The organism is Sphaerisporangium krabiense (assembly GCF_014200435.1).
Taxonomy (GTDB): Bacteria; Actinomycetota; Actinomycetes; order Streptosporangiales; family Streptosporangiaceae; genus Sphaerisporangium; species Sphaerisporangium krabiense.
In genome coordinates this window covers 5,275,332-5,301,256 of sequence record NZ_JACHBR010000001.1, presented here as the reverse complement: position 1 = coordinate 5,301,256, position 25,925 = coordinate 5,275,332, and the positions used below count along the sequence as shown (strand labels likewise).

At 73.3% G+C, this 25,925-nt stretch carries 22 protein-coding genes and 1 tRNA gene; 5 read left to right on the top strand and 18 right to left on the bottom strand.

The window, feature by feature from the left end; translation table 11 throughout:
- Positions 1-77: 77 nt before the first annotated feature.
- Both BJ981_RS23275 and BJ981_RS23270 read right to left on the bottom strand, forming a co-directional pair.
- Positions 78-1,229 (bottom strand): nitric oxide synthase oxygenase, encoded by a 1,152-nt coding sequence (locus tag BJ981_RS23275; RefSeq protein WP_239138998.1) that lies wholly within the window; start codon positions 1,227-1,229, stop codon positions 78-80.
- A 357-nt stretch (positions 1,230-1,586) separates the two neighbouring features.
- Positions 1,587-1,659 (bottom strand) — tRNA-Asn (locus BJ981_RS23270).
- A 213-nt stretch (positions 1,660-1,872) separates the two neighbouring features.
- Between BJ981_RS23270 and BJ981_RS23265 the strand changes: the two genes are divergently transcribed.
- Positions 1,873-2,175, top strand: coding sequence for a YtxH domain-containing protein (locus BJ981_RS23265; RefSeq protein ID WP_184613711.1), 303 nt, complete (start codon positions 1,873-1,875; stop codon positions 2,173-2,175).
- Between the two features lie 109 nt (positions 2,176-2,284).
- On the opposite strand, the gene BJ981_RS23260 is transcribed toward BJ981_RS23265, so the two are convergent.
- The 3 genes from BJ981_RS23260 to dnaG form a co-directional block, all read right to left on the bottom strand.
- Entirely contained in the window at positions 2,285-2,764 is a 480-nt protein-coding gene (locus BJ981_RS23260; protein WP_184613709.1) for a hypothetical protein, read from the bottom strand.
- Between the two features lie 341 nt (positions 2,765-3,105).
- On the bottom strand, positions 3,106-4,236 hold the full coding sequence (gene rpoD, locus BJ981_RS23255; RefSeq protein ID WP_184616343.1) for an RNA polymerase sigma factor RpoD: 1,131 nt from the start codon (positions 4,234-4,236) through the stop codon (positions 3,106-3,108).
- 145 nt (positions 4,237-4,381) lie between these two features.
- A complete protein-coding gene (gene dnaG, locus BJ981_RS23250) occupies positions 4,382-6,274 on the bottom strand; it encodes a DNA primase (protein ID WP_184613707.1) in 1,893 nt (630 codons plus the stop codon).
- A gap of 154 nt (positions 6,275-6,428) precedes the next feature.
- Here dnaG and BJ981_RS23245 point away from each other — a divergent pair, with 154 nt between their 5' ends.
- Positions 6,429-7,307, top strand: coding sequence for a M23 family metallopeptidase (locus tag BJ981_RS23245; RefSeq protein WP_184616342.1), 879 nt, complete (start codon positions 6,429-6,431; stop codon positions 7,305-7,307).
- Between the two features lie 30 nt (positions 7,308-7,337).
- Here BJ981_RS23245 and BJ981_RS23240 read toward each other — a convergent pair whose 3' ends face one another.
- The 3 genes from BJ981_RS23240 to BJ981_RS23230 form a co-directional block, all read right to left on the bottom strand.
- The gene (locus BJ981_RS23240) at positions 7,338-8,576 is read right to left on the bottom strand and encodes a deoxyguanosinetriphosphate triphosphohydrolase (protein WP_184613705.1); all 1,239 of its coding nucleotides are present in this window, start codon (positions 8,574-8,576) and stop codon (positions 7,338-7,340) included.
- Positions 8,577-8,755: 179 nt separating this feature from the next.
- Positions 8,756-11,416, bottom strand: coding sequence for a pyruvate, phosphate dikinase (ppdK, locus tag BJ981_RS23235; RefSeq protein ID WP_184613703.1), 2,661 nt, complete (start codon positions 11,414-11,416; stop codon positions 8,756-8,758).
- A gap of 326 nt (positions 11,417-11,742) precedes the next feature.
- The gene (locus tag BJ981_RS23230) at positions 11,743-12,348 is read right to left on the bottom strand and encodes a cadmium resistance transporter (RefSeq protein ID WP_204070000.1); all 606 of its coding nucleotides are present in this window, start codon (positions 12,346-12,348) and stop codon (positions 11,743-11,745) included.
- 145 nt (positions 12,349-12,493) lie between these two features.
- Between BJ981_RS23230 and BJ981_RS23225 the strand changes: the two genes are divergently transcribed.
- Positions 12,494-13,276 carry an aminotransferase class IV family protein gene (locus BJ981_RS23225; RefSeq protein ID WP_184616340.1) on the top strand — a complete coding sequence of 261 codons (783 nt, stop codon included), beginning with the start codon at positions 12,494-12,496 and terminating at the stop codon, positions 13,274-13,276.
- 7 nt (positions 13,277-13,283) lie between these two features.
- On the opposite strand, the gene BJ981_RS23220 is transcribed toward BJ981_RS23225, so the two are convergent.
- The 8 genes from BJ981_RS23220 to BJ981_RS23185 form a co-directional block, all read right to left on the bottom strand.
- Positions 13,284-14,144, bottom strand: a complete 861-nt coding sequence (locus tag BJ981_RS23220; protein ID WP_184613701.1) for a PHP domain-containing protein — start codon at positions 14,142-14,144, stop codon at positions 13,284-13,286.
- 117 nt (positions 14,145-14,261) lie between these two features.
- Positions 14,262-15,179, bottom strand: a complete 918-nt coding sequence (locus tag BJ981_RS23215) for an aliphatic sulfonate ABC transporter substrate-binding protein (RefSeq protein ID WP_184613698.1) — start codon at positions 15,177-15,179, stop codon at positions 14,262-14,264.
- A gap of 49 nt (positions 15,180-15,228) precedes the next feature.
- Complete coding sequence (locus BJ981_RS23210) at positions 15,229-16,398, bottom strand: LLM class flavin-dependent oxidoreductase (RefSeq protein WP_184613696.1); 1,170 nt, start codon at positions 16,396-16,398, stop codon at positions 15,229-15,231.
- Positions 16,388-17,455 (bottom strand): LLM class flavin-dependent oxidoreductase, encoded by a 1,068-nt coding sequence (locus tag BJ981_RS23205; protein ID WP_184613694.1) that lies wholly within the window; start codon positions 17,453-17,455, stop codon positions 16,388-16,390. Before BJ981_RS23205 ends, BJ981_RS23210 begins: the two co-directional genes overlap by 11 nt.
- Positions 17,452-18,495: an ABC transporter substrate-binding protein gene (locus BJ981_RS23200; protein WP_184613692.1), complete on the bottom strand. Its 1,044-nt coding sequence runs from the start codon at positions 18,493-18,495 to the stop codon at positions 17,452-17,454. The genes BJ981_RS23205 and BJ981_RS23200 overlap by 4 nt, the downstream gene beginning before the upstream one ends.
- Before the next feature lie 17 nt (positions 18,496-18,512).
- Positions 18,513-19,253 (bottom strand): ABC transporter ATP-binding protein, encoded by a 741-nt coding sequence (locus tag BJ981_RS23195; RefSeq protein ID WP_184613690.1) that lies wholly within the window; start codon positions 19,251-19,253, stop codon positions 18,513-18,515.
- Positions 19,250-20,134: an ABC transporter permease gene (locus BJ981_RS23190; RefSeq protein WP_184613687.1), complete on the bottom strand. Its 885-nt coding sequence runs from the start codon at positions 20,132-20,134 to the stop codon at positions 19,250-19,252. Before BJ981_RS23190 ends, BJ981_RS23195 begins: the two co-directional genes overlap by 4 nt.
- Before the next feature lie 4 nt (positions 20,135-20,138).
- A complete protein-coding gene (locus BJ981_RS23185) occupies positions 20,139-21,203 on the bottom strand; it encodes an NrtA/SsuA/CpmA family ABC transporter substrate-binding protein (protein ID WP_184613685.1) in 1,065 nt (354 codons plus the stop codon).
- A 407-nt stretch (positions 21,204-21,610) separates the two neighbouring features.
- Between BJ981_RS23185 and BJ981_RS23180 the strand changes: the two genes are divergently transcribed.
- On the top strand, positions 21,611-22,684 hold the full coding sequence (locus tag BJ981_RS23180; RefSeq protein ID WP_239139000.1) for a glycoside hydrolase family 18 protein: 1,074 nt from the start codon (positions 21,611-21,613) through the stop codon (positions 22,682-22,684).
- Between the two features lie 25 nt (positions 22,685-22,709).
- On the opposite strand, the gene lepB is transcribed toward BJ981_RS23180, so the two are convergent.
- Positions 22,710-23,558 (bottom strand): signal peptidase I, encoded by an 849-nt coding sequence (gene lepB / locus BJ981_RS23175; RefSeq protein WP_372436882.1) that lies wholly within the window; start codon positions 23,556-23,558, stop codon positions 22,710-22,712.
- A 338-nt stretch (positions 23,559-23,896) separates the two neighbouring features.
- Between lepB and BJ981_RS23170 the strand changes: the two genes are divergently transcribed.
- Positions 23,897-24,754, top strand: a complete 858-nt coding sequence (locus BJ981_RS23170) for an NAD(P)H-binding protein (protein WP_184613683.1) — start codon at positions 23,897-23,899, stop codon at positions 24,752-24,754.
- Here BJ981_RS23170 and BJ981_RS23165 read toward each other — a convergent pair.
- Positions 24,712-25,896 carry a glycosyltransferase family 4 protein gene (locus BJ981_RS23165; RefSeq protein WP_184613681.1) on the bottom strand — a complete coding sequence of 395 codons (1,185 nt, stop codon included), beginning with the start codon at positions 25,894-25,896 and terminating at the stop codon, positions 24,712-24,714. The genes BJ981_RS23170 and BJ981_RS23165 overlap by 43 nt on opposite strands.
- Positions 25,897-25,925 lie beyond the last annotated feature (29 nt).

The window sequence follows — 25,925 nt, the reverse complement described above, 5'->3', positions numbered from 1 at the left end:
CCCTCCTCACGGAAACCACTACCGAATATCGTTCTACACAGCCCCTCCCCGTTGTACACCACTTCCCGGCGGCCGGCTCAGCCTTCGTGCTCGCTCTTGCGCGGATGATGGACGAACGCCGGGGACAGCAGCACGTCGTCGTAGTACCGGTGGAAGACCGGAGTCAGCGCGCCGGACAGCGGCGGAACGATCCACGACCAGTCGGCCGGGCAGACGCGGCCGGAGCGCTCCTCGCGCTCCAGGTGGGTGATGAACCGCCGCGCCTCGGTGTGGTGGTCGGTGATCGTCACGCCCGCGCGGGCGAAGGAGTGCAGCACGGCGACGTTCAGCTCGACCAGCGCCTGGTCCTTCCACAGCGTCCGGTCGCTGGAGGTGTCCAGGCCGAGCCCCTCGGCCACGGCGCCGAGCCGGTTGTAGCGGTCCTCGTCGGCGAGGTTGCGCGCGCCGATCTCGGTCCCCATGTACCACCCGTTGAACGGCGCGCAGGGGTAGCAGACGCCGCCGATCTCCAGGCACATGCCGGAGATCGCGGGCACCGCGTGCCAGCGCAGCCCGAGTTCGGCGAACCAGGGGTGCGCCGGGTGTTCGAGCGGCACCTCGAGGACCGCGTCCCGCGGGACCGGGGCGAGCAGCGGCGGCGCGCCGCCCGCCTCGACCAGCAACGGCAGCACGTCGAAGTCCGTCCCCGGCCCGCCCGGCCAGCCGAGGCGCAGCGCCGTGGCCGTGAGCGCGGCGTTGCGCGCGTCCCCGGCCACGACCACGCCGTCCCGGCCCCGGTAGCCGGCGTAGCGGATGAGCTGCTCGTTCCAGATCCGCGGCCCGGGGCGCCCCGGGCGGTCCTGGGCGAAGACCGTGATCGTGGGGCGGATCCGGCCGCCGCCGGTCGCCTCGCGCAGGTGGCGGACGCACTCCCGCGCGACGCCGTCCGCGGTCTCGACGGCGCGGCGGTCCCGGATCCGCAGCGACCGCCAGTACAGGCGTCCGATGCACCGGCCGCTGTTGCGCCAGGCGATCCGCGCGCCGTACTCCAGCTCCGCGGCGGTGTGGACATAGGTGCCGGACCTGGCGATCTGCGCGGTGACCTCCCGGATCCTCGGCCGCGCCGGACCCGCGGAGGGGTTGTCGGCGTGGAAGAGCCTCAGGAACTCCTCGGCCTGGGCCGGGTCGACGGGGCCCGTGCCGGCGCCCTGGCGGTGCGGGGGCACGGGCCAGGGCCGCCGCGCGGGCACGCCGCGGGCACGAAAGGGGGCACGAAAAGGGGCACGGGGCAGGGATCTCCACCACGCGAGCATGCGACAACCGCCACGAGGTTCCACGGGCGTCCGGCGTCGTCCGGGGTGACGCGAGCGCCCTGCGCGCAGCGGCCCTTCCCCGCTGTCCTTGGCATGATCCGCGGCCACCGGGCTCCCGGCCCCCGCGGACCCGGGCGCGGTCACGATGCGCGCCCGGGCGGTGGCGGGGTGCCACGAAGCCCGGCAAACCCACATCTTGGGCCATCGGCTGTGATTTGTCCCGCCATATGGCAAAGAGGGCCCCGGAAACGCCGACAGCCCCAGGGTGATCACCCTGGGGCTGTCGGAGCGTTGCTCCCGCGATAGGACTCGAACCTATAACCTGCCGGTTAACAGCCGGCTGCTCTGCCGATTGAGCTACACGGGATCGCGCGTCACTCGGAGGATCTTTCCGGCCCTTCCTCGCGGCGCGGAACTAGATTAGCGCATTCCCGGGGGTGCGTGTCGCACTCGATCACCCGCCCGGGCCTCCCCGGCGGGCGTCTCCGGGGAAGTGACCGCGACTCGGGACCATAACCGCACGCCGCCGGGGTAGGGGACCCGGCAAGCGGGAAGCCAGCCGCACGCGGAGGTGTGAAAGATGCGATATCGATTGACGTTCGTCGTGGGCCTGGCCGTCGGGTACGTCCTCGGCAGCCGGGCCGGCCGTGAGCGCTACGAGCAGATCAGGCGGATCGGCCAACGGGTCGTGGACAGTCCCAGGATCCAGCAGGCGGCGGGGCTCGCGGGCGCGCAGGCGTCCAAGGCCGCCGAGGTCACCCGGCACAAGCTCGGCGACGTCCTCGGCGACCGGGTGCCCTTCTTGCACAAGAACGGGCGGGTCGTCGGCGAGGCCGACACCGGCACCGGGTGGCCGGACACCGAGGTCCAGCGGGTCACCTGACCGCCCGCGCACGATCGAGGCCCGCGGCGACGCGGGCCTCGATCGTTTCCTGGCGTCTCCGGCGCCTCGTCCCCCTGGACGGGCCCTCGGCGCCCGGTGACCTCCGGCCTCAGACGCCGAGGTTGCGGCGCAGGCCCTCCAGCACCTGGTCGGCGGCGGCGCGCAGGCCGGGGTCGGCGGCGTCCAGCCCGGGATCGAAGACCATCTCCCACAGCGCGTCGTCCCGCCCGGGCACCCGGCGCGCGACCAGCCGCACTCCCCCGCGCTCCATCAGCCGCACGTGCCGGTTGACCAGGATGGTGGAGGTGACCCGCTCGCGCACCGCCTCGGGCAGCCGCCCCGGCTCCGGCAGCGGGAGCCGCCACTCGGCGCCGTCGGTCGCGACGACGTGCAGCCCCTCCTCGTCCCACTGGGCCCGGTCGATCCTGTACCACGGCAGCGGGGCCTCGCCCGGCAGGCGCAGCGCGCGGTCGGTCACCACGACGTAGCCGCCGTCCGGCGTGCGGGCGTGGACCAGCGCCCGCTCCCCCGGCTCCAGCGTGACACCGGCCTCAGCGGGAAGGGCGTGGGAACGCCAGGGAAGTCTCATGCGTGCAAGCTATCGGGCGACGGCGGCCGGTCGCCCACCGGGCGGTCGCGGCCCGCGCGCCGTCCACGGCCCATGGCCTTGGTGACCATGGACGGCGCGCGGGCCAGGCCGGTGGCCGGGCGGGCGGCCCGCCCTTTTCGGCGGCCGGTGATTCACGCCGCCCGCCCGCCCTCGCCGATTCCTCTTTTCCGACCGTCTATGGGGGCGAACGTGAATCGCCCATGAACGAAACCCGTGCCGCGCGACCCCGTTCGGGGTCCATTTCCGAGCCCTTCACCGCGGCGCGTGAATGGCGCGATATCGCCGCGCCCGCCGGGCCTGCCGCCGGCGGGCGCGCGATCTCAGTCGAGATAGTCGCGCAGCATCTGGGCGCGCGTGGGGTGACGCAGCTTGGCGAGCGTTTTCGACTCGATCTGGCGGATACGCTCGCGGGTCACGCCGAACTCGCGGCCCACCTCCTCCAGCGTCCGCGGGTGGCCGTCGGAGAGGCCGAAGCGTAACTGGATGATGCGCTGCTCGCGGTCGGAGAGGGTGGCGAGGATGTCGTCGAGCTGGTCCTGCAGCATGATGAACGCGGCGGCCTCGATGGGCACGACGGCGTCGGCGTCCTCGATGAAGTCACCGAGGTCGGAGTCCTCCTCGCCGATGGGCGACTGCAGCGACACCGGCTCCTGGGCGATGCGCTGGATCTCCACCACCCGGTCCACGGGGAGGTCCATCTCCAGGGCGATCTCCTCGGGGGCGGGCTCCCGGCCGAGGTCCTGGTGGAGCTGGCGCTGCACCCGCACCAGCTTGTTGATCGTCTCCACCATGTGCACGGGGATGCGGATCGTCCGCGCCTGGTCGGCGATCGCCCGGGTGATGGCCTGGCGGATCCACCAGGTGGCGTAGGTGGAGAACTTGTAGCCCTTGGTGTAGTCGAACTTCTCGACCGCGCGGATCAGGCCCAGGTTGCCCTCCTGGATCAGGTCCAGGAAGAGCATGCCGCGGCCGACGTAGCGCTTGGCGATCGACACCACGAGCCGCAGGTTGGCCTCGATGAGGCGCTGCTTGGCGCGCACGCCCTCCCAGACCAGCTCCTCGAACTCCGGGGTGGGCAGGCGGGACTCGCAGAGCTTGTCCTCGGCGAACAGCCCGGCCTCGATGGCCTTCGCCAGCTCGACCTCCTCCTCGGCGGTGAGCAGGGGCACTCTGCCGATCTCGCGGAGGTAGATGCGGACGAGGTCGCTGGTCGGCGCGCGCTTGCCGACGTCCTCCTCGTCCGGGCGGGCGGTGTCGTCGTCGCCCTGCGGCTCGAGCACCTCCACGCCCTTTTCCGCGAGCATCCGCACGACGCGCTCCAGCGCGTCGGGTGGCAACTCGGAGCGGTCGAGCGCGGCGGCCACGTCGTCGACGGTGACGCTCCCGCGCTCTCTTCCTCTGGCGACTAGATCCGCCACCTGATCAACCGAAGGCGGTCCACTTGGCAGCACCGATGCACCCACGGTGCATAGTCTGCTGTATGGCCGCCATAAAACGGCAGGCCCTATTTTTGTCACCGATGGTAAGGCTTAATTCATTACCGAATCGATATCAAACAAATGTTTGGCCTCGGTGACCAGCGGAAAGTAAAGATTCTTATGCGCCGACGGCGCGTTCTCTTAACACCCGCCGTTGTTGTTCGAGTGCCACCAGTTCCCCGAACAGACGGTTGTACTCCTGCTGCTGCTCGATCGGGTTCAGCCGCTCCATCCTGGCCTTCACCTGAACGAGCGCGCGGGTCACCGCGATCTCGGCCAGCCGGGCCAGCACGGCCGCGCCGTAGCGCTCCTCGCCCTCCAGCTCGGCGCGCAGCGGCTCGACGGCGAACCTGGTCGCCAGCGCGCGCAGCGCGTCGTCCTCGGTGACGGCGAGCAGGGCGTCCACCCAGTCGCGCCCGCCGGAGCCGCCCGAGGACGTCCCCCCCGCCGTCATGATCAGTTCGTACAGCGCCACGTGCTCGGGCACCGTGAACGCGCCGGTCCCGAGCGCGTCGAACTCCGGCCCCATGAGGGCGGGACGCTGGACGGCGAGCTTGAGCGCCTCGGACTCGATGCGCACCGTGGGGTCGGCGGGATCGGCCGGCGGGCGCGGCGCGGGGACCCGCCTGCCGCCGCGCTCGGGGGCGGCGGCGCGGCCGCCCTGGCGTCCCCCGCCCGCGCCGGCCCCGGCGACCTCCTGGATGCGGTGCAGCACCATGCGCTCGTCCATGAAGCCGAGCCAGCGGTCCAGGTCCACGGCGTACCGGCCGCGCAGCGCGGGGTCCTTGATGCCGGCGACCAGCGGGGCGGCGGCGTCCAGGGCGGACAGGCGGCCCTCGTTGGTGTCGAGCTCGTAGCGGGAGATGACGCTGCGGATGGCGAACGCGAACAGCGGCTCGCGGCCGGCGATCAGGTCGCGGACCGCGGCGTCGCCGTGCTTGACGCGCAGGTCGCAGGGGTCGAGGCCCTCCGGCTGGACGGCCACGAAGGTCTGGGTGACGAACTTCTGCTCGTCGGCGAAGGCGCGCAGGGCGGCCTTCTGGCCGGCGGAGTCGCCGTCGAAGGTGAACACGACCTCGCCGCGGAACTCGGCCTGGTCGAGCAGCAGCCGCCGCAGCACCTTGATGTGCTCCTCGCCGAAGGACGTGCCGCACGTGGCGACCGCCGTGGGCACCCCGGCCAGGTGGCAGGCCATCACGTCGGTGTACCCCTCGACGACGACGGCCTGGGAGCGCTTGGAGATCTCGCGCTTGGCCAGGTCGATGCCGTAGAGCACCGTGCTCTTCTTGTAGATGGGGCTCTCGGGGGTGTTGAGGTACTTGGGCCCGTCGTCGCCGTCCAGGAGCCTGCGGGCGCCGAACCCGATCGTCTCGCCGGTGATGTCGCGGATCGGCCAGACGAGCCGGCCGCGGAAGCGGTCCACCGGGCCCCGGCGGCCCTCCCTGGCCAGGCCGCCCTTGATCAGCTCCGCGGCGGTGAAGCCGCGCCCCATCAGGTGGCGGCTCAGCCGGTCCCAGTCGGACGGGGCGTAGCCCACGCCGAAGTGCTCGGCGTCCACGCGCTCGAAACCCCGCTCGGACAGGAACCGGCGGCCGGGGGCGGCCTCGGCCTCGGCGAGCTGGGCGGCGTAGAACTCGGCGGCGGCCTTGTGGGCCTCGATGAGGCGGCTGCGCTCGCCGTGCTCGCGCCCGGGGACGTACCCGCCCTGCTCGTAGCGGAGCTGGAGGCCGGCGCGCTGGGCCAGCCGCTCGATCGCCTCGGTGAAGGACAGATGCTCCAGCTTGCGGACGAAGGTGATGACGTCCCCGCCCTCGGCGCAGCCGAAGCAGTACCAGTAGCCACGGGAGGGGGTCACGTTGAACGACGGCGTCTTCTCCTCGTGGAAGGGGCACAGCCCCTTGAGGTTGCCGCCGCCGGCGTTGCGAAGCTGGATGTGCTCCCCTACGACGTCGGCGATCGCCGACCGCTCCCGCACGAGCGCGATGTCCTCGTCACTGATCCGCCCTGCCACGCCGGTGAGTCTACGACTCGGCGCCCGCACGCTGGGCACGCGGCGTCCGTGATGGGGGATTTTTCGCGAATGGGTCGTGTCGGGGTTGAAGGTCGGTTAGAAAGAGAACGCTTGGTTCGGAGCTGGTTTCGGTAACGTCACACGGGTGGAGATCATGCGATCGGGGCGACTCGCCGCCATTGCCGCGACGATGCTCGTCGCCACCGCCTGCGCCGCGCCCGGCGGAGTGGCCGGCATCAGCACCCGGCCGACGTCCGTCCCGCAGGACGTGCCGAGCGCGCCCGCGGCCTTCGAGGCCTCCCCGAGCGCCGGGCGCGGCCCGATCGACGCCGCCACGCTCGGCCCGACCGTCACCCCCGCTCCGCAGGCCCGGGTGACCCCGCCCGCGGGCGACGAGCCGGTCCGGGTGCCCCCGCCCAAGCTGTCGCGCTTCACCTACGCCTTCCCCGTGAAGGGCTGCCGGGCCACCTACACCCGCGGCCGGCTCGTGCTGCCGAAGGCCACCATCTGGACCGGGAAGGGCTGCGCGTTCGTCGCGCCGGTCGGCGGCGTCGTGCACGAGGTCAACGCCAGGAACCGCTGGACGGCCTCCACCGACAGGGGCGCCGACCGCGAGGGCCGCTTCGTCTCGATCGTCGGCGACGACGGCGTGCGCTACCTCGGCGGGCACCTCGACAGCGTCGCGCCGGGCCTGCGGCCGGGGGCGCGGGTCGCCGCCGGGCAGCTTCTCGGCCGGGTCGGCGACTCCGGGAACGCCAAGGACGAGGGGACCAACCTGTACTTCGCGGTGTCGTGGTCCACCTCCGCCAAGTACTGGTGGGTGCGCCGGGGCATGGTGGACCCGTGGACCTACCTGGACGCCTGGCTGAACGGCAACGCCACCCTTTCGCCCGCAGCGCGGGTGGCCGCCGTGCGCGCCGCGGTCGGCGCGACGCCGCCCTGCCGCACGCTGTGCGCCTCCAAGCCGGTGAAGCGTCCGCCGAAGAAGCCCGTGCCGACGCAGACCGGCGAACCGGACGTGACGCGCGGCTGAGGGCCGGCGTCCCAGGGCGCGGAGAGGCGGCTAGCGGCGTCCGCCGAGGCCGCGGTGCAGGCTCACCGCCGAGCCGTCGGTGAGCGAGGCGATCTGGTCGACGACCACGCGCAGCCGGGCGGCGTCGTCGCCGGCCTCGGCGAACGCCGGGCGCAGCGCGGGCTCCAGGGTGGCGGGGGCGCCCAGCATGATCATCGAGGCCAGCTCGGCGATCAGCTCGCGCTGGCGGGCCTGGTTGGCGCTGTGCTCGTCCCTGGCCATCACGTAGTGGGCCGTCAGCCCCTTGAGCAGCGCGCACTCCAGCCGCGTCGTCCTTGGCACGACCAGCTCGGCCCCGTGCCGGGTGAGCGCGCCCGCGCCGTACGCCGCGCGGGTCGCCGCCTGCGCGGACAGGCAGAACCGGCCGATCAGCGCGCTGGTGAACGACTTCAGCGCGACCAGGTCGCTCATGCTGCCCTCGAAGCGCCACGGCCACAGCGGCTCCTCGATGAGCCGGGCGAAGGTCTCCTCCAGCTCGGTCATGCCGCTGTCGTCGGCGTACCACTTGAGGGTGCGCTCGCACACCTCACGCCGCTCGCCGGGGTCGCGCAGGGTCGCGGGCAGGACGTGGCCGGAGTGCAGCGCGTCCTCCAGGTCGTGGACGGAGTAGGCGACGTCGTCGGACCAGTCCATGACCTGGGCCTCGAAGCTGACGCTGCCGGCGGGCACGCCCTGCCTGACCCAGGCGAAGACCGGCATGTCGTCGGGGTAGACGCCGTACTTGGCGCCGTGCGCGGAGGTCCAGGGGTACTTCAGCGCGGAGTCGAGCGTCGCCCGGGTGAGGTTCAGCCCGGCGCTGCGGCCGTCGGCGGTGAGGACCTTGGCCTCCAGCCGGGTGAGCAGGCGCAGGCTCTGGGCGTTGCCCTCGAAGCCGCCGCAGCGGGCGGCCAGCTCGTTCAGCGCGGTCTCGCCGTTGTGCCCGAAGGGGGGATGGCCGAGGTCGTGCGCGAGGCACGCCGTCTCGACCAGGTCGGGGTCGCAGCCGAGCGCCTTGCCCATCTCCCTGCCGATCTGCGCGCACTCCAGGGAGTGGGTCAGGCGGGTGCGCGGGATGTGGCGGCCGTGGTCGGGGACGTCGCCCGGCCCGACCACCTGCGTCTTGGCCGCCAGCCTCCGCAGCGCCGCGCTGTGCAGCACGCGGGCCCGGTCGCGTTCGAACGCGCTGCGCTCGGGGTTGCCGGCGGGTTCCGGTACCCATCTGGCCTGATCGGAGTGGTCGTAGGCTCTCATCGGTAGCGGGATGCTACCCGCGCGACGGGTCGGTAATTACTAACATGCGGGAAACTCACGGCATCCACGGCATTTCCGGTATTTTCGCAGATCATCCGCCCCGTAGGCCACCCCAGCCCACCGGCGGTCCCACCCCGGCCCGAGCACCCCCAGCGGTGGCCCGGGCCGGAGTCCCGCGCTCAGCGGGTCTCGGACTCCCCGCCCGACAGCGCCGCCCGCCCGGCCTCCAGGCGGGCCACCGGCACCCGGAACGGCGAGCAGGACACATAGTCCAGGCCGATCTCGTGGCAGAAGTGGACGGACTCGGGGTCGCCGCCGTGCTCGCCGCAGATGCCGAGCTTGATGTCGGGACGGGTGGCCCGGCCCTCCTCGACGGCGATCCGCATGAGGCGGCCGACGCCGCTCCTGTCGATCGTCTCGAACGGCGACACCCCGAAGATGCCGAGGTCCAGGTAGCGCGAGAAGAACGCCGCCTCGACGTCGTCGCGCGAGAAGCCCCACGTCATCTGGGTGAGGTCGTTGGTGCCGAACGAGAAGAAGCGCGCCGCCTCGGCGATCTGCCCGGCGGTCAGGGCCGCGCGCGGCACCTCGATCATCGTGCCGATCAGCGCCTCGACGCCGGTCTCCGCGAGGATCTTCTCGGCCTCGTCGCGTACGCCCTCCAGCTCCTGGACGGCGCTCACCAGCGGGATCATGATCTCCGCGTGCGGGTCTCCCCCGGCCGCGCGCCGCTCGGCCGCCGCCTCGGCGATGGCCCGCACCTGCATCGTGAACAGGCCCGGGATCACCAGGCCGAGGCGCACGCCGCGCAGGCCGAGCATCGGGTTCTGCTCGTGCAGGCGCTTGACGGCCGTGAGCAGCCTGCGGTCCCGCGGTTCGGCCTCGTCCCCGGCCACCGCGATCTTCACCGACAGCGCGGTGATGTCGGGCAGGAACTCGTGCAGCGGCGGGTCGATGAGGCGGATCGTCACCGGCAGCCCGTCCATCGCCGCCAGGATCCCCACGAAGTCGGACTTCTGCAGCGGCTCCAGCGCGCCGAGCGCCGCCCGGCGGTCCTCGTCCGACTCGGCGAGGATCAGGTCCTCGACGAGGCGGCGGCGGTCGCCGAGGAACATGTGCTCGGTGCGGCACAGGCCGATGCCCTCGGCGCCGAACCTGCGGGCGCGCGCGGCGTCCTCGGGGTTGTCGGCGTTGGCGCGCACGGCCATGCGGCGGCGCTCGTCGGCGTGGCGCATGACGCGGTCCACGGCCTGGACGAGCTCGTCGGCCGTCCCGCCCACGCCCTCGAAGTACTCCACGACCGGGGAGTCCACGACCGGCACCTCGCCGAGGAACACCTCGCCGGTGCTACCGTCGATCGAGATGACGTCGCCCTCCTGGACGGTCAGCCCGCCGGGGGCGGTGAAGCGCCCGGCCCTGGCGTCGACGTCCAGTTCCTCCGCGCCGCACACGCAGGTCTTGCCCATGCCGCGCGCGACCACGGCGGCGTGGGAGGTCTTGCCGCCCCTGCTGGTCAGCACGCCCCTGGCGGCGATCATGCCGGCCAGGTCGTCGGGGGTGGTCTCGCGGCGGACCAGGATGACGTCCTCGCCCTTGCCCGCCAGCTCCGCGGCGCGCTCGGAGGAGAAGACGGCCTTGCCGACCGCCGCGCCCGGGGAGGCGTTCATGCCCTTGGTGATGGTCTTCTTCTCGGCGCCCCCGTCGAACCGGGGGAACATGAGCTGGGCGAGCTGGGCGCCGCTGACCCGCCTGACGGCCTCGTCCATGTCGATGAGGCCCTGGTCGACGAGCTGGGTCGCGATGCGGAACGCCGCCGCCGCGGTGCGCTTGCCCACCCGGGTCTGCAGCATCCACAGCTTGCCGCGCTCGATCGTGAACTCGATGTCGCACAGGTCGCGGTAGTGGTCCTCCAGCGTCTTCATGATCTCAAGGAGCCGCTGGTAGGACGCGGGGTCGATCTCCTCCAGCCGCTGGAGCGGCACGGTGTTGCGGATGCCCGCGACCACGTCCTCGCCCTGGGCGTTCTGCAGGTAGTCGCCGTAGACGCCCTGCTGGCCCGAGCCGGGGTCGCGGGTGAAGGCGACGCCGGTGCCCGACTCCATGCCGAGGTTGCCGTAGACCATCGCCACGATGTTGACCGCCGTGCCGAGCTCCTCGGGGATGCGCTCCTGGCGGCGGTAGATGATCGCGCGGGGCGCGTTCCAGGAGTCGAAGACGGCGCGGACGGCCTGGCGCATCTGCTCGCGCGGGTCGGAGGGGAAGTCGCCGCCGGTGTGCTCCCTGACGATGCCCTTGTAGGTGTCCACGAGGCGCTGGAAGTCCGCCGCGTCCAGGTCGAGGTCGCTGACCACGCCCTTGCCGCGCTTGAGGTCGTCGATCGCCGTCTCGAACAGGTCGCCCTCCAGGCCGAGGACGGTCTTGCCGAACATCTGGATGAGGCGGCGGTAGGAGTCCCAGGCGAAGCGGTCGTCGCCGGCCTGCTTGGCCAGGCCCTGGACGGACTCGTCGTTGAGGCCGATGTTGAGGACGGTCTCCATCATGCCGGGCATGGAGAACTTGGCCCCGGAGCGCACGCTGACCAGCAACGGGTCCGCCGCGGCGCCGAGCCGCTTGCCCATGCGCCCTTCCAGCGCCTCCAGGTGGGCCTCGACCTCCTCGTCGAGCCCTTCGGGAAGGCCGCCCTCGCGCAGGTAGGCGCGGCACGCCTCGGTGGTGATCGTGAACCCCGGAGGCACGGGCAGACCCAGGTTCGTCATCTCCGCGAGATTGGCACCCTTACCACCGAGAAGATCTTTCAGATCTTTGTTCCCCTCGGTGAAGTCGTACACGTATTTGGGCACTCGAGCTCCTTCAACGACTTCGCGGCGTACGATTCCGCCTCGTTGCCGGGGACTCTACCTATGAATCTGACCGGGAAACGTCACCCACGTTTCGGGACGATGTCTTCGCAGCTAGACCCCAATATAGCGGTCTAATCCATTCCCCTGCGGAAGCCCTCGGACGCCAAAGTCGAACGCCCGGCCACCTGGTATATACCAATTACGGGAAGCCGCCGCGAAGATTCACTCCCCATTCCCGCGACGCCTATTGGTGTAGACCATTCTGGGCCGGCGCCGGGCCCCGGCATTCCGGCCGTCCCGTGCCCCGCGGTTCCGGACGCCGCCGGCTAGAGCAGTTCGCCGAGCACACCCGAGCCGAGAACGATCACCGCGCCGATCGCCGTGAACACCGTGGGGACGATCCACCCGCCGTGCCGCCGCACCAGGCCGACCACCGCGGGGTGGGATCCGAGCCATGACCCCGCCAGGCACCACACCGCCACTCCGGCCGCGAACACCGCGACGGTCAGGACGGTGGCCGCGGCTCCGATGGAGCGGAAGACCGGGGTGTAGACCGAGATGTTGTCCGCGCCGTTCGCCAGCGTCACGCCCGCCACCGACAGCGGCCCGGTCGCCACCGCGGGGGGATCCTCGCCGTCGCCGCCACGGCCGCGCACCGCCCTGACCAGCCCCCACAGCCCGAGGCCGAGCGGCACCAGGCCGAGCAGGCCCACCCAGCGGTCGGGCAGGACGGTGAGCCCCAGCGCGGCGAGCGCCGACAGGGCGACGAGCGCGGCGATGCCGGCGTACTGCCCCGCCCAGATGTGCCACGGCCGCGGCCGGCCCCCGGCCCGCGCGGCCAGGAAGAGCACGGTGAGGACGATGATGTCGTCGACGTTGGTGCCGGCGAACATGCCCACCGCCGTCCCGGCCGTCCCCAGCACCTCGCCCACCCGGCAGACCCTACCTTCTCTCCCTTCGCCCGAGACCCGGCAGGGGCGCGCCCGGAGCGGTCACGCCAGGGGCGGTCACGCCGGCGGCGAACACGGCCGCCGCCGGGGTTCGCGGGCCTCGGGCAGGTGTCAGGATGGCCGCATGATGGAGTTGAACGGGCGTCCCGCCACCGCCGGCGAGCTCGGCGCGCTCGCGTCGCACAACTACGGGCACTTCACGACCATGCGGGTCGAGGACGACCGGGTGCGCGGGCTGTCGCTCCATCTCGACCGGCTGCAGGGGGACTGCCGCGTCCTGCACGGCGCCGACCTCGACCTCGACCGGGTCCGCCACCTGGTGCGGCGGGCCACCGCCGGGGGCCCGCCGGTGGTCGTCCGCGTCACCGTCTTCGATCCCGAGTTCGACATCGCGAGGCCCGCGGCCAAGGCGAACCCCGAGATCCTGGTCGGCACGCGGCCCGTCCCCGGCGACCTGCCGCCCCTGGCCCTCGGCACCGCCGAGTACGAGCGCGACCTGCCGGAGCTCAAGCACACCGGCCTGTTCGGGCCGCTGGTCCAGCGGCGGTTCTCCTTGCTCGGCGGCTACGACGACGTGCTGTTCACCGACGGCAGGGCGCGGGTCACCGAGGGGCCGACGTGGAACATCGGTTTCATCCGGGACGGGCGCGTGCTCTGGCCGGGCTTCGACCGCCTGAACGGCGTCACCATGCGCCTTCTGGAGCGGATCGCCGAGCGCGCGGGCATCCCGTCCTCCCAGGCCGAGATCGACGTCGACGACCTGCCCGGCATGACCGCCGCCTTCGTCACCAACGCCGCGGCCGGCCCGCGCGCCGTCCGCTCCATCGACGGCGCGGAGCTGCGAGTCGACGACCCGATCCTCACCACGCTGCGCCGCGAGTACGCCGCCCTCCCGGGCGACCCGCTCTGACCGGTCCTCACCGGGCGGGCTCCTGGACGGGGACGGCGCCGGTCGCGGTGGACACCAGGTCCTCGTAGACCTCGCGGCCGGTGGTGAAGGCGCCGAGCCGGACGGTCTTGTTGTCGCCGTGGTAGTCGCTGGACCCGGTCACGCGCAGCCCCAGCTCGCGGGCCAGCGCGCGGACGTGGGCGGCGTCCTCGGGCGCGTGGTCGACGTGATCGGCCTCGATGCCCCACAGCCCGGCGTCCGCGAGGCCGGCGATCAGCGCGTCCGGCAGGACGTGGCCCCGGCTGCCCGCCATGGGGTGGGCCAGCACGGCCACGCCGCCCGCCTCGCCGATCAGCCGTATCGCGGTGAGCACGTCGATGTCGGTCTTGGGGAGCCGGTAGCGCCCGCCGAGCCATTGGGGGGCGAACGCCTCGTCCACCGACCCGACCAGGCCGCGGGCGACCAGGGCGCGGGCCACGTGCGGGCGGCCGGCGGTGCCGCCCGCGACCAGGGCGCGCACCTCGTCCATGGTGAGGTCTACGCCGTCGGCGTTCAGCATCTCGACGATCGCCTCGGCGCGCCGGTCGCGTGAGCGCCGCACCGCGGCCAGCTCGGCCGTCAGCCCCGGGTGGCCGGGGTCGAACAGGTAGGCCAGCAGGTGCAGGCCGATCGTCGGCTCGTCCCGGTACCACCGTCCCGACAGCTCGGCGCCGGGCACCAGCGTCAGCCCCGGCGGCACGGCCGAGGCCGCCCGCGCCCATCCGGCCGTGGTGTCGTGGTCGGTCAGCGCGATCACGTCGAGCCCGGCCCCGGCGGCGTGCCTCATCAGGACGTCGGGGGCGTCGGTGCCGTCGCTCGCGGTGGAGTGCGTGTGCAGATCGATCCGCATGCCCCGAGCCTGTCAGCAATCGGGCCCCGGCGTGGCGCCGTCCGTCCCGGGAGACCGGATCGCGGCCGGTCCCCCGGGACGGCCCTCGCCTCTCCGCGCGACCGGGCCCGGCCGGGGTCAGGGGCGGCGGGTGGACTCGACCAGGCGGTTGAGCTCCGGCAGGACGGCCTCGGAGACGGTGATCTTGCGGTCGATGAGGCCGCTCGCGTGGAACAGGTCGGCGGCGCGCTGCTGCTCGGCGACGAAGTCCTCGGTGACCGGGTTGAGGCCGAACGGGCGGGTGCGCAGGGCGTGCTCCCACGCGTCCAGGTCTCCCCCGTCGTCGGCGGCGAACAGCTCGGCCGCGGCGCGCGGGTTCTCGCGGATCCAGGCGTCGGACTCCTGGAGGGCGGCGACGATGGCGGCCAGCTCCTCGGGGTGATCGGCGGCGAAGTCGCGGCGGGTGAACCACAGCGAGCGGTGGCTGAACAGCCCGTCGGTGGCGACGAGCTCGCGGACGGTCGTCTCGCGCTCGACGCGGGTCAGCGCGGGGTAGGAGCCGACCCAGGCGTCCACCTCGCCGTCGAGGAAGAGCTGGGCGGCGTCGCCGTAGACGTCGACGGGCTCGATGTCCTTCCAGGTGAGCCCGGCGCGGTCCAGGGCGAACAGCAGCAGCGTGGTCTGCCAGGAGCCGTGGCCGAGCGCGACGCGCTTGCCGGCCAGGTCCTCCAGGGAGTGGATGGGCGAGTCCTGCTTGACGACCAGCCGCCCGTTCTCGTGCCGGGAGCCGGAGACCGCGACGTAGACGATGTCGTGGCCCTTGCCCTGGGCGGTGACCGGCGGGGTGGAGCCGGTGCCGATGAAGTCGTACCCGCCGTCGAACAGGTGGTCGCCGTGCAGGGACGGCAGGGACCTGGTGGGGTCGGGGCGCTCGCCGGACGGGAGGGAGCGCAGGTCGACCCATTCGACGTCGGGCAGGGAGCGCTCCAGGATGCCGCGGTGGCGCAGCACCCACAGCGAGTTGTTGTGCGGGAAGTAGCCGACACGGACGCTCATGTTCGAGCCTTTCTCAAGCGTGGTCGCGGACGGAGGTCGGGACAGGGGGTCAGGCGCGGGAGTCGGACAGCGCCGCCGTGAGGGGGGAGGCCACGCGCACGTCGTGGCCCTTGAGCAGGGGCAGGACCTCCTCGCCGACGCGGTAGGCCTCCTCCAGGTGCGGGACGCCCGCGAGGATGAAGGCGCCGACGCCGAGGCCGATCAGCTCGTCCAGCCGCTCGGCGACCTGCGCGTAGCTGCCGACCAGGCCGAACGCCGGGCCGCCCCGCAGCAGGTGGAAGCCGCCCCAGACGTTCGGGGAGACCTCCAGCTCCCGGTGGTGGCGCACCGGCCAGGACACGAACGACTGGCTGCGCAGCCAGCCCACCGAGTCGCCGTCCGCGCTGGCCAGCGCGGACGGGTCGACGTGCTCCCAGCCGCGCCTGATCTCGTCCCAGGCGGCCTCCTCGGTCTCGCGGGCCAGCACGTCGATGCGCACGGCGAACTTCGGGGCGGTGCCGAGGGCGGCGCTGTGCTCGCGCACCTGGGCGAACTTGGCGGCGAGGTCGGGGAACGGCTCCAGCCAGGACAGGTAGTAGTCGGCGTGCCGGCCCGCCGCCTCGATCGCGGCCTTGGAGGACCCGGAGAAGTAGATCTCGGGGAACGGCTGGCGGGCGAGCGGCTCGGGCAGCCCGGCGCCCTCGACCCGGTAGAACCGGCCCTCGTAGTCGAAGGGCCCGCCGTTCCACACGCCCTTGAGGACGTCGAGGAACTCCGAGGTGCGCGCGTACCGGTCGTCGTGGTCGACGCGGTCGCCCCACCAGAGCTGGGCGGGGCCGCCTCCGCCGGAGATGATGTTGTAGACGAGCCGCCCGCCGGTCGCCCGCTGCAACGTGGCCGACATGCGCGCGGCCTGCACCGGGTGCAGGAACCCCGGCTGGTAGGCGATCATGAACCGGTAGGTCGTGGTCTCGCGGGCGAGCGCGGCGGCCGTGGCCCAGGGGTCGTCGGTGAAGGGGAAGGACGGCAGCAGCCCGCCGACGAACCCGGAGACCTCGGAGGCGCGGGCGACGTCGGCCATGTGCTCGACGTAGGAGTAGCCGTCGCGGCGGCCGTGCCGCACCCCGGGGGCGAGGCTGCCCGGCACGACGGGCGCCCATTCACCCCTGCTGGTCACCCGGCGGCGCAGCGACGGCTGGTCGCCGTGGGTGCCGATGCGCCAGTAGATGTCAATGGACATGCGCGGTCTCCTTCTGGGACTCCGTCGCGAACAGGGGCAGCAGGCGCTCGCCGAGCCGGTAGGCCTCCTCGACGGTGGGCCGGGCCGACAGCACGAACGTCGTGACGCCGAGGTCCCGGTAGGCGCGGATCCCGGCGGCGACGCCCTCGTAGGAGCCGACCAGGCCGAGCGCGCCCGGCCCCGCGATCCGGTCGAAGCCCGGCCACAGGCCGGTCTTCGGGTCCGGGCGGGGGAAGTCCTCGTCGGCGCCGCCCGCCAGCGCCCACAGGCCGCGGGCCTCGCGCCACGCCTCCTCCTCGTCCTCACGGGCCAGGACCGGCAGCCGCAGGCCGTAGGCGACCGCGCGTCCCTCTGCCGCCGCGCGGTCGCCCAGGCCGGCGATCCCGACGTCGAGGTTCTGGCCGGGGTCGAACAGGTGCACGTCGGCGTGGCGGGCCGACAGCGCGAGCGCGCCGGGCTCGATGCCGCTGAGGTGGACGCGCGGGAAGGGCAGGCCGGCGTTGGGCGGCTGGAATCCGCCGGCGAGCACCTGGTAGAAGACGCCCTCGTAGGTGTAGCCCTCCTCGTGCCACACGCCCTTGGCGACGGTGAGGAACTCCTCGGCGCGGGCGTAGCGGTCGCCGCCCTGGAGGAAGTCGCCGTGCGCGCGGGCCACGACCGGGTCGAGGGCGACGTCGATCTGCCAGTCGAGCCGCCCGCCGGTGAACCGCTGCAGGGAGGCGGACAGCTTGGCCGCGTACACCGGGGTGGCGATCCCGGCGTGGAACCCGGCGATGACGCGCAGGTGCCTGCTGCCGCGCAGCAACCCGGCCGCCAGCACCAGCGACTCCTCGCCCTCGGGGTCGAAGGGGACCAGAGCGCCGTCCAGGCCGGCGATCTCGGCGGCCCTGCCCACCTGGGCGATGTGGGCGGACGGCCCGGACACCCCGCCGCGCGGGTCGGTGACGAAGGCGGGCAGCGGGCGGCGTTCCTCCCAGTCGCCGCGGTCGCGGCGCAGCGGGTGGCGCCCGTCGCCGCGCGTGGGGACGGTGACCAGGAACTCGGGGGTCTCGGTCATCGCGCCACCGCCCCGGCGAGGTCGGCCCAGGCGGCCAGGCGCCTGTGGGCCTCGGCGAGCGGCTCGTGCGCCGCCCACGCGGCGACGTCGACGTCGGCGTCGAGGAAGCCGTGCACGAGCAGGAAGTCCTTCTGGACGCGGAGCAGGTCCAGCCGGTGCTCCGACAGGTCGGGGTGCAGGGAGCGGTGGAAGTCCCCGCGGTAGGCGGTGGCCACCGCGTCGGCGCCGGACCTGGTCTCCGCGGCGAGGATCTCGCGGACCCGGGCGAGGTCGCCGCGCGCCCACTCGGCCGCGCGCAGCGTCTGGACGAGGAACCCGACGACCAGGTCGGGCCGCTCGTCGAGGAGGCGCTCGTGGACGGTGATGGGCCGCGGCGTGCCGTTGTTGACGCGGGTGCGCACGTCGGGGTGGGCGTCGAGGTCCACGGCGACGACCGCGCCGATCTCGGCGGCCTGCTCGGCCGCGCGCGCCCCCTTGGCGTACACGGCGTCGACCTCGCCGCGCGCCAGCTCGGCGATGCCGGGCCAGGCGAAGGCCCGCGCGCCCGCGTCGCGGCCCACGCTGGGCCTGACCTGGGCGGCGACCTCGACGAAGGTGACGTCGTCGAGGGTGAGGCCGCCCTGCGACAGCGCGCCCTTGAAGCCGTGCAGGGCCATGGCCCGCGGGAAGCTCTTGCCGCGGGTCTCGGCCCAGCCCGGCAGCGCGACCCGGGCGCCGGCCAGGCCGGCGGCGTTGGTGATCCCGGAGTCGGCGCGGACGAGGATGGACTGCCACTCCTCGATCCAGGTCAGGCCGATCAGCCGGGTCGGTGCCCCGGCGGACCGCGCGGCCAGGGCGGGGACGTTGCCGCCCTCGCGGAACAGGCCGAGCAGGCGGTGGTCGAAGTGACGCTCGGCCAGCTCGGGCTCCGCGTCCTGCAGGATGCCGATCTCCAGGCCCGCGGCCCGGAACTCCTCGGCGAGCCAGCCCTGGTGGTGGGCGAGGCCGCTGGCGGTGGGGACGGGGCAGCGGGTGTACCAAAGCTTGTCGACGGAGGTCATGGGACTCCTCGGGTGACTCAGTGGACGGCGGCGGTGACGCCGAGGTGGGACAGAAACAGGCGGCGGGCGTCGGCGAACTCGGGCGCGTTGCGGTCGCGGGGGTGGGGCAGGTCGATGGTCCTGTCGACGGCGAGCGCGCCGTCGCGCAGCACCACCACGCGGTCGGCGAGCCGGACCGCCTCCTCCACGTCGTGGGTGACCAGGACGACCGCCGGGCGGTGCCGTTCGCACAGCTCGGCGACCAGGTCCTGCATCTGCAGGCGGGTGAGGGCGTCGAGCGCGGCGAACGGCTCGTCCAGCAGCAGCACCTCGGGGTCGCGCACCAGGGCCCTGGCCAGGGCCACGCGCTGCGCCTCGCCGCCGGACAGCGTCGCGGGCCACTTGCGGGCGTACCCGTCGAGGCCGACCTCGGCGAGCGCGCGGCGCCCGGCCTCGCGGGCCGCGGACGGCAGGCCGAGGGTGACGTTGGCGAGCACCCGCCGGGCGGGGATGAGCCGGGGCTCCTGGTAGACGGTCGTGCGCCGGCGGGCGGCGAGGACGGTGCCCGCGTCGGGCAGCTCCAGCCCGGCCAGGATGCGCAGCAGCGTGGTCTTGCCGGTGCCGCTCGGGCCGAGCAGCGCGAAGAACTCGCCCCTGCGGATGTCCAGGTCGACGCCGTCCAGCACGATCTTGGGGCCGAACGCCTTGCGCAGCCCCCTGACCTGGACGGCCAGCTCGCCGGGGATCTCGCCGCGCGGCTGGAAGACGGGCTCGCTCATCGGGCCACCACCTGGCCGCGCCACGGCATGGCCAGCCGCTCCACCACGCGGATGGCGCCGTCGAAGATCAGCCCGAGCGCGGCGTAGACGAGCACGCACAGCACCATGTAGTCGGGGCGGAAGTACTGCTGGGCGAGCGTGACGAGGTAGCCGATGCCCTCGGTGGCGCCGATCTGCTCGGCGGCGATCAGGCCGGTCAGCGAGACCGACAGGCTGATGCGCAGGGCCATGAGCACGCTGGGCAGGGCGCTCGGGACGACCACGCCGAGCGCGAGCCGGTGCCCGCGCAGGCCGAACCCGCGCGCCGCTTCCACGACCTTGCGGTCCACGTTCCTGACTCCCAGATAGGTGTAGGCGTACATCGGGATGGCGGCGGCGACCGCGATGAGCAGGATCTTGAAGGTCTCGCCGACCCCGAACCACGAGATGAACAGCGGGACGAGCGCGAGGAACGGCACGGCACGCAGCATCTGCATGGTCGGGTCGACCAGTTCCTCGCCGAGCGCCGACAGTCCGGCCGCGACGCCGAGCACGAGCCCGAGGCCGCCGCCGGTGAGCACGCCGAGCCCGGCGCGGTGCCCGGAGGCGAGCAGGTAGTCGGCGAGCTGCCCGGTGGCGGCCAGCTCGCGCAGCGCGCCGAGGACCGCGGAGGGCGCGGCGAGCACGTCCGGCGGGATGCGCCCACTGGCGGACCCGTACCACCAGGCGGCCAGGAGCAGCAGGGGGACGGAGATCCGCAGCGCGGCGGACAGGGCCGCGGGGCGGCGGCGGGCGCCGAGGAACCTCGGCGTCTCCAGTCCCGCCGCCGCGCCGTCCCGGCCCTCCCGCGGGCCGGGCGCGGGCCGCCGCGCGGGCGGCTCGTGTACCTTCTCGATGGTCATGGCGTCACCCCGAGGCGGCGGGCGAGGCGGAGGTGGTCGCGGCCTTGAGGTCGAAGAGGACGTCGGCGGGGTCGATGGGCTTGGTGACGACCCCGTACTTGCGGAACAGGTCCGCCACGGCGGTGATGTAGGCGCCGTCCTCCTTGGTGGCGTACCGGGGGACGATGGCGTGCTTGGCCGTTTCGATGTCCAGGGCGAGGCGGGCGCCGGTGACGGCGGTGGGCCCCTGGGTGAGGAAGACGTTCTCGAACTTCTCCGGGGTCTTCCTGGCCTCCTCGGTCAGTTCCTGGAGCACCTCCAGGTAGACGCGGACGGCCGCGGGCGCGCGGTCGAGCAGTTCCTTGCGTGCGGCGATGATGGTGAGGTCCTTGTCGTCGAGGTCGCGGCCGTGCACGATCACCCGGGCGCCCTTGGCGACGGCCTCGGGGTAGGCGCGGACGATGGCCCACCAGGCGTCCACCTTGCCGGTGGCGAACGCGGCGGCGCCCTGGTCGGGGTTGAGGTAGACGCGCTTGACCTGGTCGACGGGGACGCCGGCCTTCTCCAGCGCGAGCAGGAGCAGGTACTCGCCCTTGCCGCCCTTGTTGACGGCGACCTGCTTGCCCACCAGGTCCTTCACGGACCTGACGGGGCTGTCGGGCCGCACCACCAGGCCGTCGGTCTGCGGGGCCGCCGGGTCGGTGACGGGGTCGGTGACCGAGAAGATCCTGATGTCGGGGCTGTTGGCGAGGTAGCCGATGGCGGGCGAGATGGCTCCGGTGAGGATGTTCACCGAGCCGGCGTGGACGGCGTCGACGGTGGCGGTGAACGAGGCGTAGGAGCCGCCCCACTCGACCGTGGCGCCGACGGCCTTGAGGCGTTTCTCCAGGAGGCCCTCGCGCTTGGCGTAGGCCAGGGGGCCGGCGTTTCCGGGGTCCTGCAGCTTGAGGACCGCTCCTGAGCCCTTGGACGCCGGGCCGCCCGCCGCGGAGGAGGTTCCGCAGGCGGTCGCCAGCCCGGCGACGGTGAGGGCGAGCGCGGCGAGCGCCACGCGCCGGGGACGGGCGTGCGGCCTGGGGGTTTTCCACATGATGGCGAGTACCTAACGACGAGAGAGCACGGTGAGAGGACAGGCGGGACCGGTGGAGAACCGGCCGCGGGGCATGGGGCGTAGGCCCCCGGACAGGGGCGAGGACGTGGTCCTGACGGCGGTTCTGGTGGGTCGGGAACAGGCGGTGAGAGGCGTCGTCTCCAGCGCGAGGACCGCGCGAGACGGAACACGTTCACTGACAGAGGCTGCTGTCCACGTGCATGAAGTCGATCGCGCGCCGGACGGTCAAGTTCACAATCGGCACATTGCCTATATTTCCGGTAGGTAATAGGGCAGTCAAGTGCAGTCTCATATGGTGAGACAACGATCGAGTGCGCCCACACACCGCGCCCCAGGTATGCCCGATCCGCGACCGTCCGCGATAAGGGCCGATATGCTGCTTCGTCATGCCTCAGCCTGGTTCTCCGGCCTCCGCCCGCGACGAACAGGAGCCGCCCGGCGCGGCGCCGGCCGCCGGGCGGCCCCGTAGCCGGGTGCGGTGGCGGCGGCTGTGGACGGCGGCCGTCATCGTCGTCTCGGTCCCCGCGCTGGCCCTCGTCGCGTCGGGGACGGCCCTCTATCTGCTCAGCACGGGCACGCCGCACGCCGTCACGCGCGGCGGGGACGCCGTCTGGCTCGGGCACGCGTGGGTGGACGGGCGCAACGGCGACCCCGAGGTCGCGGCCCTGGCCGCCCGGATCGGCGGCACCGGCGTGCGCGACCTGTACGTCCACACCGGGCCGCTCGCCACCGACGGCACGCTGCCCGCCTCCCTCTACCCCCGCGCCGCCTGGGCCGTCACCGCGCTACGCCGCGCGCTGCCGGGCGTGCGGGTGCACGCCTGGCTCGGGCAGCGGCTGGACCCGGGGCTCATGGACCTGTCCTCGGCCGCGACGCGCGCCGCGATCGTCCGCTCGGCCGGGCAGGCGATGGCGGCCGGGTTCGACGGGATCCACTACAACTTCGAGCCGGTCGACGACGACGACCAGGGCCTGCTGGACGTGCTGGACCGCACGCGCGCGGCGCTCCCCCGCGCCGTGCTGTCGATGTCGGTGCACCAGATGGAGCCGCTGCCCGGCATGAGCGCCGCCCAGGGCCTGGTGTTCGGCGAGGAGCGGTGGTGGACGCCGGGGTACATGACGCAGGTCGCCCGCCGCGTCCACCAGGTGGCGCTGATGACCTACGACACCGCCCAGCCGACCGAGGCCCTGTTCACCGGGTACGTCCGGCGCCAGACCGCGCTGGCGCTCGCCGCCGTGCCGCCGTCCACGCGACTGCTGGTCGGCGTGCCCGCCTACCACGACGACAACTGGACCCACCACCCGTCCGCGGAGACGATGCGGGCCGCGATCCGGGGCGTGCGCCTCGCCCTCGGCTCCGGCGACCGGCGGGACTTCGGCGTCGCCCTGTACGTGGACTTCGCGGCCACCGAGACCGACTGGGCCGAGTACCGCGCCGGCTGGGGCGCCCCCGCAGGCTGAGCAGGGGCGCCGGGACCGGCGGCGGTCAGAGGTCGCGGACGGGGGCCGCCAGGCCGGAGCGCCGGTCGTGGTAGGGCTTGGCCAGCAGGCGCCTGCGCCACCACATCAGCGGCATCGCGCAGGCGAAGCCGCCGACCAGCGGCGTGGCCCCGCCGAGCGCGGCGACGGCGCTGAGCGCGGGCTGGGCGAAGGTGTCCGGGATGGGGATCGTGGTCAGCCGCGAGAACGGCCACACGATGATGAACGCGCGGCCCACGACCGTGTCCACGGGGATCGCGCCGTCGCCCTTGTCGCCCTGGTGGGAGCGCGAGTCGTAGGAGATCTCCCGGTGGTCGCCCATCACCCACAGGCGGCCGGGCTGCACCTTGACCTCGAAGGTCTTGTCCGAGGGCGCGTTGCCGGGGTAGAGGTAGGACTCCTCCTCGAGCGGCACGCCGTTGACCGTGACGCGCCCCTTGTCGTCGCAGCACTTCACCGTGTCGCCGCCGACGCCGATCACGCGCTTGATGTAGTCCTTCTCGCCGGGCGTCACGCCGAAGGCGGTGCCGATCCAGCGCAGGACGGACTCGGCCACGTTGGACGGCGGCGGGACGTCGACCTCGCCCTTCCAGGAGTCCACGCCGGAGAACACGATGACGTCGCCGCGCTCGACGTCGCGGGTGTGGTAGACGAGCTTGTTGACCAGGACCCGGTCGTTCAGGAGCAGCGTGTTCTCCATCGACCCCGAGGGAATGTAGAACGCCTGCACGAGGAACGTCTTGATCGTCAGCGCCATCAGCAGGGCGGCGATCACCAGAACGGGCAGCTCACGCCAGAACGAGCCCTTCTTACGCTTGTCGCTCTTGGCGGGCCTCTTGGTGTCTTCGGTGACCACGTTCACCCCGTCCTCGACTGGCGGCAAGCGCCCTCTATGGCCATTTTCACCCACGTTTGCTGATACGTGTTGATACCCACAGGCATCGATCGCATCCGCGGATCCGGGCCCACTCGTGCCCGCCGGCGCCGCGTCTCCGCGGCCCCGCGCACGACGGCCTCACGCTCCCTTACGCCCACCAGATCATTGTCCCTGCTCGGGATAAGGCCCGCGTACACGAGAACCCCCGCTGCGCCGACCTCCTGGAGCGCCAGACCTGTCAGGTCGCACCATTTGACCTCAACATAGGTTGATGTTTCACGATGGCGGCCGTACGTCCACCGATGAGGGGAGACAGGATGTCCTCGACGTTCCTGGTCACGGGTGCCACGGGCAACGTCGGCCGCCACGCCGTCACGCTGCTGCTGGAGGCGGGCGCGCGCGTCCGCGCGCTGACCCGCGACCCGGCGGCCGCGCGCCTGCCCGACGGCGCCGAGGCCGTCGGCGGCGACCTGACCGAGCCCGACTCCCTGAAGGCGGCCCTGGACGGCGTGGACGGGGTGTTCCTGGTCTGGCCCACGGTGTCGGGCGACCACGCCGCGCCCGCCGCCGTCGAGACACTCGCCGGGGCGGCCGGCCACATCGTCTACCTGTCCGCGCGCGGCGTGTCGGACGCGCCGGAGGAGTCCCAGGGGTTCATCCTCGGCTCGCACGCCCGCATGGAGCGCCTCATCGCGGCCTCGGGCGCGGCCTGGACGTTCCTGCGCCCGTCCGGGTTCGCCGTCAACACCCTGCAGTGGGCCGAGCAGATCCGCACGACCGGGACCGTCCGCTGGGTGTACGGGAACGCGGGGCGCTCGCTCATCCACGAGCGCGACATCGCCGCGGTGGGGGTGCGCGCGCTGCTCGACGACGGGCACGCCGGCGCCGCGCACGTGCTGACCGGGCCGCGGACGCTGACGCAGATCGAGCAGGTCGCCGCCATCGGCACGGCGATCGGCCGTCCGGTCCGGTGGGTGGAGACGCCCGCGGAGGAGGTGCGGCGGGGGATTCTCGCGCGCGGGTATCCGGCGGAGATGGCGGACGCGATCCTCGCCGGCCAGGCCGCGATGGCCGCTTCGCCCGAGCCGGTCACCCCGACCGTGGAGCAGGTCACCGGCCGCCCCGCCACCTCCTACCTCCAGTGGGCGGCCGACCACGCCGACGCGTTCCGCTGACCGCCGCCGGTCCCCGCCGGCCACGCGGCGGGGACCGTGGCGGGCTCGCCCACCACCGCCTGGTAGTACCCGAACAGCCGGTGGCACAGCGACGTCCAGCTCCGGCCGAGCACCGACGCGCGGGCCGCGAGGCCCATCCGGCGGCGGAGCGCGGCGTCCCCCGCCAGCCTCGCGACGGCGGCGCGCATCGCCGCGGGGTCGTCCGGCGGGAACAGCAGGCCGTTCTCGCCCGGCGTCACCAGGTCGAGCGGTCCGCCCGCCGCCGCCGCGACCACGGGCACCCCGGCGGCCAGCGCCTCCTGGACGGCCTGGCAGTAGGTCTCGTTCCTCCCGGTGTGCACGAAGACGTCGAACGAGGCGAGGACGCGCGCGAGGTCGGTCCCGGTCCGCAGGCCGCAGAACACCGCGCCCGGCAGCAGGGCGCGCAGCCGGCGCTCGGCCGGGCCGTCCCCGACGACCACGAGCCGGACGCCGGGCAGGCCGGCCAGCTCGGCGAGCAGGTGCACGCGCTTGTCGGCGGCCAGCCGCCCGACGTACCCGACGACGACCTCGCCGTCCGGGGCGAGCTCACGCCGCAGCTCCGGCGAGCGGTGGCGCGGGTGGAACAGGTCCAGGTCCACGCCCCTCCCCCACAGCGACACCCGCGGGACGCCGTGTGCGCGCAGCTCGCGCATCGTCGCCGTCGAGGGCGCCAGGGTGAGCGCGGCCCGCGCGTGGACGTGCCGCAGCCAGGACCAGATCAGCGCGTCGGTGCCGCGCAGGCCGTACTGGCGCGCGAACCCGGCCAGGTCGGTCTGGAACACCGCGACCGCGGGCACGCCGAGCCGCAGCGCCGCCGTCAACCCCGCGGCGCCGACCACCGTCGGCGAGGCCAGGTGGACGACGTCGGGTTTGAACTCCGCCATCGACCGGTGGATGACGCGGCTCGGCAGGCCCACGCGGAACGACCGGTAGAACGGCAGCAGCCGGAAGGCGGGCGTCGCGTGCACGGGGAACCCGGCGTACGTCCTCGGGCCGGGGTTCGGCGCCACGACCATCGCGTCGTGCCCCTGCTCCGCGAGGTGGTCCAGGAGACGGCACAGCGAGTTCGTCACGCCGTTGACCTGAGGGAGGAACGACTCGGAGACGATGGCGACTCTCATGGCCTCACTTCTCTCGAACGTCGGACGGC